General features: G+C 61.1%; 16 protein-coding genes. 4 read left to right on the top strand and 12 right to left on the bottom strand.

All coding sequences use genetic code 11. From position 1 onward, the window contains the following. From ROA7023_RS20525 to ROA7023_RS20480, 10 genes are all read right to left on the bottom strand, one after another. A partial coding sequence (locus ROA7023_RS20525) for a transposase (RefSeq protein WP_143535687.1) occupies positions 1–216 on the bottom strand: 216 nt, incomplete at its 3' end. 179 nt (positions 217–395) lie between these two features. After that, on the bottom strand, positions 396–1,025 hold the full coding sequence (locus ROA7023_RS20520) for a DUF6441 family protein (protein ID WP_085880867.1): 630 nt from the start codon (positions 1,023–1,025) through the stop codon (positions 396–398). Further along, positions 1,022–1,336, bottom strand: coding sequence for a head-tail joining protein (locus ROA7023_RS20515; RefSeq protein WP_085880866.1), 315 nt, complete (start codon positions 1,334–1,336; stop codon positions 1,022–1,024). Before ROA7023_RS20515 ends, ROA7023_RS20520 begins: the two co-directional genes overlap by 4 nt. Before the next feature lie 12 nt (positions 1,337–1,348). Beyond that, on the bottom strand, positions 1,349–2,371 hold the full coding sequence (locus ROA7023_RS20510) for a major capsid protein (protein ID WP_085880865.1): 1,023 nt from the start codon (positions 2,369–2,371) through the stop codon (positions 1,349–1,351). Between the two features lie 33 nt (positions 2,372–2,404). Continuing rightward, positions 2,405–2,785 carry a head decoration protein gene (locus tag ROA7023_RS20505; protein WP_085880864.1) on the bottom strand — a complete coding sequence of 127 codons (381 nt, stop codon included), beginning with the start codon at positions 2,783–2,785 and terminating at the stop codon, positions 2,405–2,407. Positions 2,786–2,822: 37 nt separating this feature from the next. Then, positions 2,823–4,181 carry a S49 family peptidase gene (locus tag ROA7023_RS20500; RefSeq protein WP_085880863.1) on the bottom strand — a complete coding sequence of 453 codons (1,359 nt, stop codon included), beginning with the start codon at positions 4,179–4,181 and terminating at the stop codon, positions 2,823–2,825. Then, positions 4,181–5,677: a phage portal protein gene (locus ROA7023_RS20495; protein WP_085880862.1), complete on the bottom strand. Its 1,497-nt coding sequence runs from the start codon at positions 5,675–5,677 to the stop codon at positions 4,181–4,183. The genes ROA7023_RS20500 and ROA7023_RS20495 overlap by 1 nt, the downstream gene beginning before the upstream one ends. 3 nt (positions 5,678–5,680) lie before the next feature. Beyond that, positions 5,681–5,896: a phage head-tail joining protein gene (locus tag ROA7023_RS20490; protein WP_085880861.1), complete on the bottom strand. Its 216-nt coding sequence runs from the start codon at positions 5,894–5,896 to the stop codon at positions 5,681–5,683. Between the two features lies 1 nt (position 5,897). Next, positions 5,898–7,952, bottom strand: a complete 2,055-nt coding sequence (locus ROA7023_RS20485) for a phage terminase large subunit family protein (protein WP_143535686.1) — start codon at positions 7,950–7,952, stop codon at positions 5,898–5,900. Continuing rightward, positions 7,897–8,436: a hypothetical protein gene (locus ROA7023_RS20480; RefSeq protein ID WP_085880860.1), complete on the bottom strand. Its 540-nt coding sequence runs from the start codon at positions 8,434–8,436 to the stop codon at positions 7,897–7,899. Before ROA7023_RS20480 ends, ROA7023_RS20485 begins: the two co-directional genes overlap by 56 nt. Positions 8,437–8,560: 124 nt before the next feature. On the opposite strand from ROA7023_RS20480, the gene ROA7023_RS20475 reads away from it, so the two are divergent. From ROA7023_RS20475 to ROA7023_RS24115, 4 genes are all read left to right on the top strand, one after another. Beyond that, positions 8,561–8,779, top strand: a complete 219-nt coding sequence (locus ROA7023_RS20475; RefSeq protein WP_085880859.1) for a hypothetical protein — start codon at positions 8,561–8,563, stop codon at positions 8,777–8,779. Positions 8,780–8,895: 116 nt separating this feature from the next. Further along, positions 8,896–9,165: a hypothetical protein gene (locus ROA7023_RS20470; protein WP_085880858.1), complete on the top strand. Its 270-nt coding sequence runs from the start codon at positions 8,896–8,898 to the stop codon at positions 9,163–9,165. A gap of 97 nt (positions 9,166–9,262) precedes the next feature. After that, complete coding sequence (locus ROA7023_RS20465; RefSeq protein WP_085880857.1) at positions 9,263–9,805, top strand: DUF3489 domain-containing protein; 543 nt, start codon at positions 9,263–9,265, stop codon at positions 9,803–9,805. 263 nt (positions 9,806–10,068) lie between these two features. Then, entirely contained in the window at positions 10,069–10,689 is a 621-nt protein-coding gene (locus ROA7023_RS24115) for a hypothetical protein (protein ID WP_143535685.1), read from the top strand. 228 nt (positions 10,690–10,917) lie between these two features. Here the strand turns inward: ROA7023_RS24115 and ROA7023_RS20460 are convergent, their stop codons facing one another. Together ROA7023_RS20460 and ROA7023_RS20455 are read right to left on the bottom strand one after the other, a co-directional pair. Then, positions 10,918–12,177 carry a site-specific DNA-methyltransferase gene (locus ROA7023_RS20460; RefSeq protein ID WP_085880856.1) on the bottom strand — a complete coding sequence of 420 codons (1,260 nt, stop codon included), beginning with the start codon at positions 12,175–12,177 and terminating at the stop codon, positions 10,918–10,920. 531 nt (positions 12,178–12,708) lie between these two features. Next, positions 12,709–14,544: a DUF262 domain-containing protein gene (locus ROA7023_RS20455; RefSeq protein WP_085880855.1), complete on the bottom strand. Its 1,836-nt coding sequence runs from the start codon at positions 14,542–14,544 to the stop codon at positions 12,709–12,711. Positions 14,545–14,553 lie beyond the last annotated feature (9 nt).

Here is a 14,553-nt window from a genome sequence, read left to right as displayed (position 1 = left end):
CACGCCCATATCGCTCCACCTTTTCCATCGGTTGTAGAGGGTCTTGTGCGGCCCATACTCCCGCGGCGCGTCACGCCAGCGCAAACCGTTGCGATTGATGAATATAATGCCGCTCAGGACACGCCGGTCATCAACGCGTGGCACGCCATGGCTCTTCGGAAAATAGGGCCTCAGCCGCGCCATCTGAGCCTCGCTCAGCCAATACAGATTGCTCATCATGCCCCCTTTGGTTCGGGGACGATGAATCACGCAGACCGCGCAGCCTCAACCCGTTTAATGGGTCCTGAGCCTAGGGCTCACTGCCACTGTTCGCTAAGCCGTCGACGAAGGTCCGCAGCAAGCCGTTCGCCTCTTTTATGGCAATATCTTCGAACGCCCATCAGCGGCAACATTGATCACAGCCTCCCCTCCACCCATTTCGCCACGATTAGCCCCGGCACGCTGTCAAACGCCCGCTCGGCGTCGCGGTTTAGATCCAACCGCTTCGGCAACTTCACCTGCGGTACCAGCAGGAATATCGGCGCGGTAACCTTGCCGCGCCCCGTCTTGGAGCTTGACACCACCGCCTGGCCCTTGGTGTTCAGCCGTCCCTCGGCCACAAGCAAGCTCGGTCCCGTTCGACGATAGACAAACCGCAGGCGCAACCCGCGTCGCCGCTCCCATTCGCCAGGGGTGATCCGGCCACCCCGGAGGGATTTGCCTGCAGCGGGCAGCGGGATCGCCAGCCAGAAGCCATTCTTCGAGCGGATCAGCGGCCCGGTGTCATGCGCGTTGATGATCATCGGCGCTTTGGACCAGACCAGGGCCGCCGCGTTCAGGCTGTCGCCGGATTTCGGAAAACTGGCGAGCCGGATGCTGTTGCCGAGGCGGGTTCCGAGTCCCGCGCCGGTGATCTGCGCCCGCCAGGCCGACTTCAAACCGCCACCAGCCTCGCGCATGGCAGCGGACACAGCCTTTTCCCCGGCTGCGATTTCTGCCTGCATCAGAGCGACGATGTCGGGATCGAATGCGATCTTCAGCTTCATGATGGACGCAGCTCCAAAGACCAGATCAGGCGCTCGCGATCACGCAGCGGCTCCCCCTGAATCGTGAAGCTATCCGCGCCGATCACGATCAGATCGCCGGGGCGGGGGTCTGGCAGGTCGTGCACGCGCACGTCCACCATCGTCGTGTCGCTGACAAAGCAGGCTGCGCCAAATTCGGTGATGCGATCCGGGGCGCGGCGGATAACGCGGATCGGGCGTTCCTCCGATGTGGTGGCGGAGATCCAAAGTGCCACCACCGCCATGGACGGGTTGGCATAGATGCGATCCATGGCAGCAGCGAAGACAGTCACGGCAAGCGTCCGTCAGTTCGAAGTATGCAGGCGGATCGCGATGCGTGGCCGCTTATTGACCGGCAGGATCGAAGCTTCCGTCATCAGATCGATCCAGCGACCCTTTTCATCGAGGTGCTGGCGCGCGTAGAGCGGCAGGCCCATGGTGTTGGCCGCCTCCAAGAGGTTCGCCGGGCCGCCATAGGTCGTGAAAGTGTCCATCGTGCCCAGCGGGAAGGCGATGCCCTCGCTGGCAGGGATCAGCCGTTCGGTCGTCTTGGTCGAAAGCGTGACGGTGCCCGCGTATTCCTCGAACACGACGCCCGCAAAGGGGAAGTTGCGGCGCACATCTTGGCGCAAGGGTTGCGCGCCGGTAGCGGCATAGAACTTATAGGCCTCCTCGGTCTTGGGATGCGCGATCAGCTTGTCGAAGAATTCCCGGCTGACGAGGGCATGCACGTCCGACATGCTTTCGCCCAGCAGATTGTCTTCGATGGCGCGCAAGACCTCGCGGACTTTGCCCTGAACGTTGGTGCCAGCGGTGCCCAGCAGGAAATCCACGGAGATTTGCGCCAACCCAAACTCGGTGAAGTAGTTATAGAGGGTCGTGCCAGCGCCATCCTTCACGATGCCGCGGAGCGCATTCATCTCCATGTATTCCCGGGTCTGGGCGTGCTTGCGGCGCATCAGCTGCAGCTTGCGGTTCATCACCTCGACCAGCGGGTCGGCGCCATCGAAGACGCCCAGCGCGGGTTGACCCTGAATGTCGCCGGGCAGGATCACATCGTCATGCGGGATCCACGGCAGGGCGAAGGACCGCATCGACCGGCCCTCGCGGGTGCCGACCGTTGCGGGGCCACCCAGCGGCACCGACGGCAGCAGGTTCAGCACCCCCTCGTATTGCTCGATGATCACCGACCGCTGGCTGACGCCCTCGAAACGGAAGAGACCGATCTGGCCGAGGCGGGTGTAGAGGTTGGGCAGGATGTTGATGGCCTGCGTCATCTCGGCCAGCGAATAGCCGCCAGCGTCAAAGGGATTGCGGACAAGGGTCATAGGGTGCTCCGGGGGATGAAGGGGGAAAGGGCGTCAGACGCCGTCGCGGGCGATGATGCCGACGGCAGCAAGTTGGGCGATCTTGGCGGTGATCTTGGTGCCGTCATCGACGGATCCGTCGTAGGCGAGGCCTGCGCGCGAGACGATCGAGGGGCCACGGACCACGACAATGCCGGTAGCGTCCGCCAGCGTGGCATCAACTGCGTAGAGCAGAACGGCGCTGGCGGTCTGCGCACCATCAGAGCCGGTCGCGGTCGCCAGCTTGTATTTGCCGCTGGCGGTGATGCGCCCCAGGACCGAGCCGACCGGGTATGGCATGCCATGCAGCAGGGTGATGACCTCGCGGGTGTAGTTCGGGTTGACCTCATATTTGAGGACATCGCCCATGCTGGGCTGTTCCGTCAGGACGGGCATTGGTCAGTCTCCATATGCTGAGGGTTGGGGCGCTGGCTCAGCGATTGGCGTCGGTCGCGGTTTTCTTCGCGGCCGCGATGATCGGGCTGTCTTTCGCGGCGGCCGCTGCCGGGGCGGTGGCGACGATGCCAGCCGCATCGCCGCGGGCAGCAAGATCGGCCAGCACGCGAGCGCGCAGAGCCTCGGGTTTGATGCCACGCGTGACGGCATCGGCCGCATCGATGGTCACACCGAGCCGGGCCGCCTGCGCACAGACCTTCGCCACTTCGGCGGCCTCAGCACGAATGGCTTCGGCGGTCATGGCTGCCGCTTCTGGTGTCGGCGCAGCAGGTGCCGGAGCGTCCGTCGTAGGCGCGGCGGCAGCGACCGACGGTTCGGCTGTGGTCGGGGCGGTGGCTTCATCGGGCGGAATGGCAGTTGCGGCCGGGTTGGGATTGTCGGTGGGCGTGGTGGTCATCTTTAGACCCTTTCTATTGTTGGGATTGGAGCCGAGGGGTGCGGCGGCGAAGGTGCGGAAGGCGGTGACGGGATCGGCAAGGTCGTCAGCCAGACCTGCCGCGATGGCATCGGCCCCGCGTAACACGGCCGCCTCGGTAGCCAGCGCTGCCGCATGAGACAGCCGGTCCCCGCGACCTGCGGCAACGGTTTCGGCGAAGAGGAATCGCACCACTTCCAGCTCACGCTGCATCTGGTCGTGCACCGCCTCGGGCAGGGGCTGATAGGGGTTGGCGTCGATCTTGTGCGATCCGACGTGGATCAGCGTGACGGCGATGCCTTTCTGGTCCAGCGCCCCACTCATATCCGTGTGCAGCGCCACCACACCGATGCTGCCGACAGCGCCGGTGCGGGGCAGAATGATCCGGTCAGCCTGGCTGGCGAGGACATAGCCAGCCGACAGAGCATGTTCCGCCACGAATGCATGGATGGGTTTCTGCGCCCGGGCAGCGCGGATGCGATCCGCCAGATCGAAGGCCCCCGCGACCTCGCCACCGAAGCTGTCGATGTCCAGCGCGATGCCGAGCACCGCAGGATCCTCGATTGCTGCGTCGATCTGAGCAGCAATGCCCTCATAAGAAGTGAGGCCCGAGGATTGCCCGATCCACGCCCCGCGATGCACCAGCGTTCCGGCGATTTCGATCACCGCGATGCCGTCGACCACCGCGTAGGGCTGGCTTCCATTGCGCTGATGGCGCTGGGCGAGATCGTTCCCAAACAGCGAGGCGCGGGCAGGAAGAGCGGCTGCGGCCAAATCGGGAATGTCCCCGTCCAGACCCTGGAAGGTGATTTCCTGCCCGGTGATCCGCGGCCCTAAACCCGACAGGAATGCCAGCGCCTTGGCCGGGTCGACCATCAGCGGGGTGTTGAAGGCGCGCTGGGCGATTTGTGCGTGATGCATCAAGCGTCCTCCTTGGGGTCGGGTTTTTCATCGGCGCTGTCGTCCGCCTCGTCGTCCCGGTCGCTGTCCTGATCCGAGTCTTTCGCCCCACCTTGGCCCGGCCCCTGCGCGGGCGATCCCGGACGTCGGAAGTCGAGGCCCAGCGACAGCTCGCGTTTGCGCTCAGCGGCGATTTCCTGATCCACCTGTTCGGCGTCGTAGCCGCGTTCCGACAAAGCTTGGGTGCGGGATTTCAGGCCTGCTTCGATCTGCAGGATCTCGGCCGAGGCGTCCTTCATCGGATCGATCCAGTCCCATTTGGTCGGCAACCATGCGCAGGCCTGATATTGCCGCCGCTGGCTGTCATAGCCCGGCAGGTCCAGTGCGCCTGACAGCACAGCGGTGTCCATCCAGCGGACCCAGACCGCGCGGCAAAGCTGAAACACCAGCACCCCATGCTGCCAGGCTGAAATGCGGCGGCGGTATTCGATCAGGGAAATCCGCGTGTTCGAGAAATTGCCCTTCGCCGTGTCGCCGGTCAGATAGCCATAGGGAATGCCCAGCGCCGCCGCAATTTGCAGCAGGGTCCGGTACTGGAACGGTTCATAGGTGCCGCCTGAGTCTGGCGTCGCCGGTGTGGACACATCTTCGCCGGGATCGAGCCGCACCACCTGGCCCGGTTCCACCTCCAGATCCTCTTCGGTCGGTTCCAGCGGGGTTTCCGGGGCGGGCGAGGTGATGAACATCGCGAACATTGCCGCGATTTTCTTCCGCTCCAGCTCGGCGTCGTCATAGAGGTCCAGCGTGAACAGCTTTACGATAGCAGCAGCAAACCGCGACACGCCACGCAACTGGCCCGCCTCGACCGGGTCGAGGACATGGATAACGTCGGCCGCGGGGTCGCGGACAGTGTCGCCCGCAAGACCCGGGTCGGTCAAATCGCCCGGGTGGCGGCGCAGGAAGTGATACGCGACGCGGCGACCGATGCCATCAAACTCGATGCCCTGCCGGATCAGCCCAGCGCCGGGCAGCGCGCGGTTCATATCGAGCGGCAGCATCTCGGCGGGCAGCATCTGCAGCTGCAGCGGTACGGTCAGACCGTCTTCGGCCCTGCGCGGGCGGATGCGGATGAAGACCTCGCCCGACAGGAACACCTCGCGCGCCGCCCGGCGCTGCAGACCGTAGAAATCCGTCAGACCCTCGGCATCGGCATCATCGGTCCAGGCCAGCCACAGCGCCTGCAGCTCTTCCTTCTTTGCGGCATCGGCAATGGTGGACGAGGGCTTGATGCCATCGCCGACAACATTGCTGGCGAAGGATTCCACGGCATTGGCGGCATAGCCATTATTACGAACCAGCCAGCGGGCCCGGGCGGTGATGGTGTCGCCCGAGGCCGCGATCAGCGTGTTCACATGGGCGCGGGATGCGCGGAATCCGCGTAGACGGCGATGGGCTTGGGCCGCGTCAAAGCCACCGATGATCGAGCCGATGCGCTGCCGGAAAGCCTCGAAAGCCATGGATCAGAGGCCTTTCGAGGCCACGGTACCCCAGCGTCTGCGACGCGGAGTGCCGGAGGTGGCGGTAACGATCCGCGTTTCCAGATCACTGATCGCGTTCGCCAGCTCCGCATCTGAGCCATAGGTGATGGTCTTGCCGTCGTAGCTGACCGAGCGGACGCCCGCGTAGCGCGCCTCCTGCAGTGCCGCCAGAAGCGCGCGCATCCTATCCAGATCCATCTCAGTCCCTCATGAAGTTCGGTGTGTAAGCCCGGCGTTTGCGCCGCGGCGTTGTTGGTGCTCCCGCCTTGGGTGGGGCGGGTGCTGTCTGTTCGGTCGATGCCGCCTGCTGAGGTGTTGGGCGGGTTTCCACCCCGGCCTGTTCTTCAAGCCGCCGCCAGGTGGCCTCGTCCCAGCGATCCGCGCCCATGATCCACGCGGCCGCGCGGGCATAGACCCGGCAGTCCAGCGCCTCGTTCCTCTCACGCATCTTTTGCCATTCGGGATGGGCATAACCGCGCTTGTTGCGCACCGTGACCAGCTGTTCTGCCACCAGCTGCTTGAGCCATTCGGTGTCGATCCAGTCGGGCAGATGCACCGTGCCGGGGGCGTCGCAGACGCCCAGCGAACGGTCTTCATCCGAGGGCCGTTCAAGCCGCAGGTAGCGATACGTCTCGGTCTTGAACGTCGCCGTGGCCACGGACCAGAGCCGGGCACCGCGGCGCAGACGTTTGCCGCCGATGGTGGCGTCGACGAAGGTCGGCCCCGACACCGGCGTCGCCCGGTTAAAGCCTTCCAGCCCCTTGACCGGCGCGACCTGATCGAACCCCTGAGCCCGCGCCCATGCGTAAACGGCTGCAGACTCATAGCCAGTGTCGATGGCCAGCTTGCCGATCACCATGACAGCGCCATTGGCGCAGACCCATGTCCGACTTAGCAGAGCCGTCAGCTTGTCCCAGCAGGCTGGATCGTCGGGGCCACCGGCAATGACAATGTGATCGACGAGCCAGCTTTCCAGGCCGCGCCCCCAGGCCCAGACATCGATCTCGATCCGGTCCTTCTGCACATCGACGCCAGCCGTCAGGAACAGACCGCCAACCGGGATCTGCGCGCCCGTATAACTTTCGCGCCGCTCTGCCAGCCGCTGCCATTCCGGCGCATCGCCAGACTCGACCCATGTCTCGCCCAGCAGGGTGTTGCGCGCCGTGCGCAGCATCTCTTCCGAGCCCTGCGCCGCCAGCCAGTCCCGCGCAATCTGCTGCCAGCTTTTCCACCCCAAGGGCGAATAGAGCGCGGAGATGTGGAAGCCGATGGAGTGTGGATCGGCGGACACCGCAGTTGACCGCCATTCGCCCTTTTCCAGCATCTGCGTCTTGTGATGCTCGGCGATGGGGCGTTCGCAGCCCTCGCAATGATAGGCTGCCGTGTCGGGCCGACCTTTATCCCAGCGCAGGCGTTCAAATTGGAGCCATTGCATCGCCCCGCAATGCGGGCAGGGCACGAAATACCGGCGCTGGTCCGATGCCTCGAACTCTCGCTCGATCCGGCTGATGCCGCGGATCGTCGGGGTCGAGACCATGAACACCTTACGCCGGTGCGAGAAGGTCGTGGTTCGCGCCTCGGCCAGCGTGACGGGGTCACCTTCCTCGTCGGCCGAGGCCGGATAGGCGTCGACCTCGTCGAGGAAGATATACCGCGCAGGCATCGACCGCAGGCCAGTCGCCGAATTCGCCCCGGTCAGCACCAGAATGCCGCCGGGGAATTCCTTGGAAAGCATCGAGTTACCAGCATCGCGCGACCGGGCAGGCTGCACCCGTTCCTTCAGGGCCGGACTGTCCTCGATCAGCGGGTCGATCCGCCCGCGCGAGGTCCGTTTCGCCATTTCCACCGTCGGCAGCACCGCCAGCATCGGGCCCGGCGCATGGTGGATGACGAAGCCGACCCAGTTGTTGCCCGCCTCGGTCGCGCCAACCTGCGCGGCCTTCATGAAGCTGATACGCTGCGCCGGGTGCCGCGGCGACAGCGCATCCATTATTTCGCGCAAGTAAGGCGTGCGCGTGGTGCGGTATTGCCCCGGTTCGGCCGAGGCCCGCGAGGACAGTTTGCGGTGATGATCCGCCCATTCCGACACGGTGAGGTCCGGATCAGGCCGCATCCCGCGACGCCAGGCCCGAAGCATATCCTCGGCGCCGTCAAAGGCGAGATCGAGGTCTGCCGTCAGGTCGTCGCTTGCCGTGTTGTCACTGACCGAGGCTGACCCGTAGATCGGCGAGGGCGTCGAGTTGCGCTCTGACATGGGTTTCCAGCACCCTCTGCAGGATCGCGGCCTCGATCATCACCGGTCCACCGGATTGCCTTTCCACCCCGGCGGCAACTTCGGCCGCCATCAGTGCCGCCACCCGGCTGGGCCATGTGACCCAGACGTCCCGTTCCTGCCGGGCAAGGCGAAACACCAGCGTCTCGGCGCGCGCCCGATCAACCAGAACGCCCTTCTTCTTCTGGATTGCCAGCTGGCGCTCCTGTGCCTGATAGACGGTCAGCGCGGTGCGGGCTTTCAGGTAGGACGCGCTGTCCGCGGGGCCCGAGAAGCTGGCATCGCCGCCGGTGCTGCGCCGCTGCTGGTCAGGATCGGTCATGTCGGCCCGGCGCACGTCCGACGCGGCGGCGTTGATCGAGCCATCGCTATAAACCACCAGCCGACCGGCCTTGCGCGCCTTCTGGATTGCCCCGCGCGACAGGCCTGAATGGGCGGAATACTCGCGTTCGGACATACCTTCCATGGCGATGGGACGTTACCTCAAGATATTGGGATTAAACGAAAATAGTGATCTTATTCAGTTGATTGCACTCACTCGTCGAGCGATTCTCGGATCAGGAAATCACCCCCGGATCGGAGACCAGACCATGACCGCCATCACCACAATCCGCATCGATCACGACGCTCTACCCCACCAGTTCGACCGCTCGCGCCCCGACGCCGCCGCATCTGCCATCGAGGCCGCGCTGCGCGAGGACGGGATCACCGCCGAAGCCTCCGATGTGATCTCGCACATCAAGATTGAATTGCCGACCACGCAGCTGGCTGCTGCCAGCGCCGTGCTGGCCGACCTGCAGTTGATTTGAAGCCCCCAGTGTAATCGGAAAGCACTGATATTGCTTGGAATTGCCTGCGATAATCGGCGCAGCAGAGCGATGGTGATGACATGAAAACGATCCAACTCACCCAACGGAGCCACGCCATGACCCGCCTCAACCCGATCACTACACCCCGCCACCAGTTGCGCGCCGAGAAGGCCCGGCGCGACCGCGAAGCCGCCCTGAACGCCTTCATTGGCAAGAAGGCCGAGATCGACGAGATGCTCTCCCGCCTGCAGGCGCTGAGCGACGATCATTTCGACTGCCATCCCGCCGAGGTCAACTGGGGCAATGTTGGCACCCTTGAGTATTACGCCGGGCTGCTCAAGCGCATCACCGACAGCGCCTTTTGCGAGGGTGAACACGCCGAATAAGCCGACCACGCGATCTTACGCGGCCCGCCAATGCGGCGGGCTTGCTCCGGTAGAAGGCTGCGCAATCCCGCGCCACCCGATCAGGCCGGAGGCTCAGATGCCCAAACTTACCGACACGCAAACCATCATCCTCAGCACTGCTGCCCAGCGCGCAGACAATCTCGCGATGCCGCTGCCCAAGGGGCTGCATGGTGCCGCTGCAAAAAAGGTTATCACAATGATGATCGGCCGAGGCTGGCTCGAGGAGGTCGACGCCGACCTGCGCAAAGGCGAGCCGTTCTGGCGCGAGACCGGCGATGGTCACGGTACCACGCTGGTCGTCACTGACGCAGGCCTGCTGGCCATCGGTGTAGAGCCGGTGGTGATCAAGACCATGTCCGCGATCCGCACGCATGCCGCCCAAACGCCTGCGCCCGAACTGCCGACACCGCGCTCGGGGACCAAGCAGGCGATGCTCATCGCGATGCTGCAAGCCCCCGCAGGGGCTACGATGGTGGCGATCATGGCTGCCACCGGCTGGCAGGCACACACCATACGCGGCGCCATGTCGGGGGTCTTGGGCAAGAAGCTGGGGCTGGTCGTGGCCTCGGCAAAGGAAGAAGGCAGCGCTAGGGTCTATCGGATTGGCCAGAGCCGGTGAACTCTGCCGAGTGGCGGCCTTGAGCCCATTTTGCTGGACGCTGCGTCTCGCTCGAACGAAAGTAAGGCGTAGATAGCCAACCTTGTCACATTCCGTCAACCGTGCGACATGGCATGTAAGACTCATCATTCGCTACGCTGGCCAAATAGGCCAAAATACAAAAGTGATCAGTGCGGGCTTTTTAGCCTCGCAACCATAGTCCAGCTTTCTTGTAAAACGGAAGCACCTTACGATCAAATTTGCAATCAGGAGAGTTTTTAGATTTGGACTGGAATGATATTATAAAAATTGTTGGCACCCTCGGCGGAATTGCAACAGTATCAGCGGGCGTCGCCGCATTTGTAGGAAACTTCATATCCTCTCGTTTAGTGGAAACGCACAAAGCAAATTTGAACTTGCAACTTGAAACGCACAAGGGTGAGCTTAACAATCTTGCTGATCGGAAGCGACTTATTTTGAAGCGCCAGGAGCTAATGTTTGAGAGAGAGTATGCCGCCGCCGCCGAGTTTTATAGATTTTTCTCAGGTGTGATTCCCGATCCATGGGCTCCAGATTTGGACTGGGGTGATGCGCAAGCCCATATTGCCGGAGACTTTCACCGGCACGCATCTGGATTAAAAAGATTCCTGATAGAGCATTCGGCTTCTCTAAGCCAAACGGTAAGACGAACACTTGAAAAGGCGAAGCAGGTGGCAAACAAAGGTATTTTCGAGGTTGGTTATGAAACCCGTGGCGAAGATTACGACTTTGACCTTACCCCTAGTGAAGGCGTTAGAAAAATTGTCGATCAGTTTTATGATTTGCTGAAGGACGCTGACAAGCAGATTAGGTCAAATCTTGAGAGTGGTTCGTTCTCGGGAAGTGATGATCGCAAATCGATCTAGATGAATCCGTTTCTGAACCTATTTATGATTGACTTTTTCAGCTGACTGCTAGCGACGGTCCGCAGGCATAAACTCCCACTTTATTACCCTCCAGACGGCTGCATTTCGTTAGGGCTATAAAAAGGCAGAAATCGGCCAACGGAGCCGAAAAGTGGAACGGCTGCGAATTCCCGCACTTCGACCGAGCAGGAGGCCAGTGTACGTTCCAGCCCAGCAAAAGAGGCATATTCATGCCGCTAGCCTCTTGGCCTTCAGTGCAGCAAAAGTCTCACCCGTGTCGGCCAGCACGGCATCGGCACCGGTGAATTGCTGCCAGCGCTCGATGGCGACATCGACGTAGGCCCGGTTCAACTCGATCCCGAAGCACACGCGCCCGGTCGTTTCGGCCGCGATCAGCGTGGTGCCGGATCCCACGAACGGTTCAAATACGGCCTGACCCGGGCTGGAATTGTTCAGGATCGGGCGGCGCATGCACTCGACCGGTTTTTGGGTGCCGTGGACGGTGGCCGCATCCTGATCCTTGCCGGATATATGCCACAGTGTCGTTTGCTTCCGGTCGCCTGCCCAGTGGCCCTTGCCGGTCTTCTTCACCGCGTACCAGCAGGGCTCATGCTGCCAATGGTAGTCACCGCGGCTCAGGACAAGCCGGTCCTTGGCCCAGATGATCTGCGACCGCACGGCAAAACCCGAAGCCGCCAGGCTTTCGGCCACGGTCGCTGCGTGCAGCGCACCATGCCAGACATAGGCGACGTCTCCGGGGAATAGCGCCCACGCCTCGCGCCAGTCGGCACGGTCATCATTCAGCACCTTGCCGGTGCGCTTGGTCTTGGCCGCCCCAGCCTGGTTGCGCCAAGACGGGTCATACTCCACGCCATAGGGCGGGTCTGTCACCATCAGCAGCGGCTTCACATCACCAAGCAGCTGTCCGACCACATCGGCGGATGTGCAGTCACCGCAGATCAGCCGGTGCGATCCGAGCTGCCACAGATCGCCCGCCATCGAAACCGGCGTGACCGGCGGTTCTGGAATGTCATCCTCACCCTCAACAGCGCCACCTTCCAGCTGATCCGGATCGCGCAGCAAAGCATCCAGATCCTCGTCGGTGATCCCCAGCAACGACAGGTCGAAATCCTCGGTCAGCAGCCCCGCGATCTCGTCGCGCAGCATTGCCTCGTCCCATTCGCCCAACTCGGTCAGTTTGTTATCGGCGATCCGGTAGGCCCGGCGCTCGGCTTCATCCAAGTGCCCGAGCCGGATCACCGGCACGTCCTTCAGCCCCAGCATGGCCGCCGCCATAACCCGGCCATGACCGGCGATCAGCTCGCCATCGTCGGCCACCATGCAGGGCACGGTCCAGCCGAACTTTGCCATGCTGGCCGCGATCTTGGCCACCTGGTCGGTGCCGTGGATCTTGGCATTGCGGACGTAAGGGCGCAGCCGGTCAATCGGCCACGTCTCAATCTGGCTGGGCGCAAAGACCAGGTCCATGGGTGGCTCTCTCGGGCAGGCGGACATGCCGATGCGCACGGGCAGCATGGCCAGCGACAAGATCGGGGTCCGCGATGTTGGGGAAAACGAAAGCGCCCGCGAGGGGTTTCCTCCGGGCGCTCTACTTCGATGATCAAGGTATGAGTCAAGGGGGGCAGGTCTGTCAACAGAAAATCTTGCGTCGATTCAATGCCTTCCCAGCGGGTGGCTTCCGGTGGCTCGCGTCTGGTCAGGGTTGCTTCCCTGGCTTCCGTCGGGTGGATTCTTGACAAAAATAGTAAAATCCACCCTGCGGGCTAGATGGCCAAACGTAAGTTACTGTAATATATGGATTTAATTTCAGGCTGTCGCCAAGGTGGCTTCCGCCTGGATTCCCCGGTGAAGAAGCCAGTCGCTAGCGAAATGCCGCGCTGCGCCCCCCCGCATACGTTCCGGGCCTGGGAGGAACCATGCCGAGGGGGGTAGCTTTCGGTGGAATGCCTGGTGCGATCATTCTTTCACCCCAATAAATGGCCGCATCGCTAAGGTGGTTTAGGGTGATATCGTGGTCGTCCTCCAAACATCCTTAACCAACGAAATCAGAAGCGCATGCCTCTTTTCAATAGAAGCGGCGTTCCAAATTTCGAACGCTTCAAGTTTAGTATTGATCCTTGAAATTGACGTGTTCTGTCCGACCTCGGTCAGTCCTACTAGGCTACGTGTCAGATAGCATCCGCTTTTGCGATATTCTTCCCTCTTGCCCGCATAGAAGTCATTGCCCGCGACAATATTGATCGGCTTTTCGAGTAAGGTCAGATTGCCCAGACGGCTCTTGAAGTCGTCATAGTCAGCGGCAGGGTTTTCGTTGGTCCAGCTGTCTCGAAGCGCAGCGTTCGGTCTGTCAGGGAGAATGTGCTCAATTTCCAATTTGGCGAAAGGCTCTAGGCTGCCACGTATATTTACTCCGCTGAAGGCCATCTCAACATGCTGAGACAGTCGCGCCAGAAGATAACGGGTTCGATACTGCTGCATAGAATACAGCGTAAAGCGCCTAAGAGCATCGGCCAGTTCCTGCGACTTCGCGGCCATGCTTTTCTCGAAACGCTCCGCGACGAAGGTGTCCAATTTTATCTTCTGTAGAAGGGGGTCCTTCTCGCCAGCAATCTCGCGTAGCTCGTCTGCCCATAAGGAGAAATTGCGCTCAAGATCTTTCGTTGGGGTCTTTGTGAAGATATAGTAGAATAAGAAGCTTTCGAGCTGCGCCACGAAGTGATCGAATAGCGGTTTTGGGAGATTTGCTGCAGCAAGCAGCATGACATAGTGTAAGCTGAATGCGCCGCCCGCAAGCCGCTTGAGGCTGTCCATGGCAATACTCGGTTTGTTATCATTTCCCAGTCCGTTGCTAAACGCTAAGTAATGCTCAACATTTCGGGTTACTTTGCGCACGAACTCGAAGGGCTTTTCAGCGTAATTGCAGAGAGCGGCGTTTTTCTTGTTGGTAAACCAGTCATAGATTTCATCTTCCCGCACGACAGCATCGTTGCGATCGTTCTTGATGGAATAATTTGCCATCAAAAAGTAGCGTAGGAACCGGAGAGGTTTTTCCTTAGACCTTTCCAATGGCTTAGTAATTTTTTTCCACTCGTCTTTGAGTTGAGTAAATTCAGTATGACGAACCCGCGTAAATAGTAGGTTCTTTAGCAGATCCATCGGATTAAGGCCGACGCCACGCTCGTTTATCGTTTCGAAAATCTTGAGTGCACTGCTAACATCGGTCGAAATCTGAATGAACACGACATTGTTGGCCAAGTATCCCCAGTAACTCTTTAGCTGGGCAAGGTCAGGGTAGTTGTCTTTCAGATAGCGGTAAATCGTGCCGTAAGCGCCAATGAGGTTTTCTAACGAGCCAAAGCTCGCGATGCCTGACGCCTGTATACCCGCGCGCACGCCCTGCGGATCAGCATCAAGCTCCACCAGCTTTGCCATCACCTCACCCGCATTCTCGTAGCGTGGTTCCAACTTTAGGCTTGTGCGCGCCTCGCCAGCGTTGTCGGTGTAACTTGTGGAAATTAGACCGCCAATGGTCGCACGTTGAGGCTCCCCCCTGAATAAATGGTGCAAAGCGCACAGCAACAGAAAGAAAGTTGTCAGGCGCTGCTGGCCATCTATAACCTCAAAATGGTTCTTCTGGCTTGTGGGAGCTACCAATATGGTACCAATGAAATATTCGCGTGTTCCGCCAGCGTCAATCTGTTCGTTTATGTCTTCCAGCAGCTGATAGACCTCTTTGTCGGTCCAGACATACTCTCGCTGATAATCGGGGACGATGTAGAAGCATTCACGAAAAGCTTCGTCGATACTGAACCGATAGTTTTCAATCCTAGCCATGTCGCACCT

This window comes from Roseisalinus antarcticus (assembly GCF_900172355.1).
Taxonomy (GTDB): Bacteria; Pseudomonadota; Alphaproteobacteria; order Rhodobacterales; family Rhodobacteraceae; genus Oceanicola; species Oceanicola antarcticus_A.
The sequence above is the reverse complement of the archived record's forward strand: the minus strand, read 5'-3'. Positions and strand labels throughout refer to the sequence as shown.